This window comes from Streptomyces glaucus, assembly GCF_039533365.1.
Lineage (GTDB): Bacteria > Actinomycetota > Actinomycetes > Streptomycetales > Streptomycetaceae > Streptomyces > Streptomyces glaucus.
In genome coordinates this window covers 1-1,059 of record NZ_BAAATK010000138.1, presented here as the reverse complement: position 1 = coordinate 1,059, position 1,059 = coordinate 1, and the positions used below count along the sequence as shown (strand labels likewise).

Annotated in this window: 2 protein-coding genes; both read right to left on the bottom strand. The window is 70.6% G+C overall.

The genetic code is table 11. The annotated features are described in order from the left end of the window. Positions 1-151 (bottom strand): polyketide synthase docking domain-containing protein (locus tag ABD363_RS32740; RefSeq protein WP_425578052.1); only part of this gene is annotated, 151 nt, incomplete at its 3' end. Between the two features lie 45 nt (positions 152-196). Beyond that, a partial coding sequence (locus ABD363_RS32410; RefSeq protein ID WP_344610039.1) for a phosphopantetheine-binding protein occupies positions 197-1,059 on the bottom strand: 863 nt, incomplete at its 5' end.

Here is a 1,059-nt window from a genome sequence, read left to right as displayed (position 1 = left end):
AGGCGACCCCGCCCGGGAAACGACACCCCATCCCCACGATCGCGATCGGCTCGTGGTCCCTGGCCTCGACTTCACGCAGCCGCTGACGGGTCTGGCGAAGGTCGGTGGTGAGCCGCTTGAGATACGTCAGAGTCTTCTCGTCAGTGGGCACGTGAATTCTGTCCCTTGTCACGTGAGGGGCCGCCGATGGACGGCGTCATCCCTCTAGTTCCCGATCGATGATGGCGAACATCGAATCCAGGGAGGCGGAGTCGATGTCGTCGTTGTCGTGCTCGGTGTCGGCGGCGCCCGGCTCGTCGTCGAGGCGCGCCATCATCGCCCTGAGGCGGTCCCGCATCTCCTTGCGCAGTGCGTCGTCCTGGTCCGCCACGGCGAACACAGCCGCCTCCAGCCGGTCCAGATCGGTGAGGGTCGGAGTGGTGTCACCGACGGCACGTCCCAGCTCGGTGCGCAGGAACCCGGCGAGTGTGCCGACGGTCGGGTGGTCGAAGATGAGGGTGGCGGGAAGGGTTATCCCGGTGGCGGAGGTGAGCCGGTTGCGCAGGTCGACCGCGGTGAGCGAGTCGAAGCCGAGGTCCTTGAAGGCTCGGGCCGGATCGACGGAGGCGGCCGAGGCGTGGCCGAGCACCGCGGCCACCTGTGTCTGGACGAGGTCCAGCAGCAGCCTCTCCTGCTCCTCCGCCGGCAGCTCTCGCAGCCGGTCGATCAGCCCGCCCGTCTGGCCGTCGGCCGTCATGACGCCGGCCGCTCGTCGCTGTCGCCCGATCGGCACCAGGTCCCTCAGTACGTGCGGCAGGTGATCTCCGCGTTCGGCGAGAGTGCTGGTGCGCAGCCGTACCGGGAGGGTGGTGGGTTCGTCGATCAGCAGGGCGGTGTCGAGCAGGGCCAGGGCCTCGTCCGTGGCGAGCGGCGGGAAACCCTGGCGGCGCAGCCGCGCCACGTCGGCGTCCGCCATGCGCCCGCCCATGCCGTCGGCGGTCTCCCACATGCCCCAGGCCAGCGAGACGGCCGGCAGGCCCTGCGCCCGGCGGGCGGTGGCGAGCGCGTCCAGCACGGCGT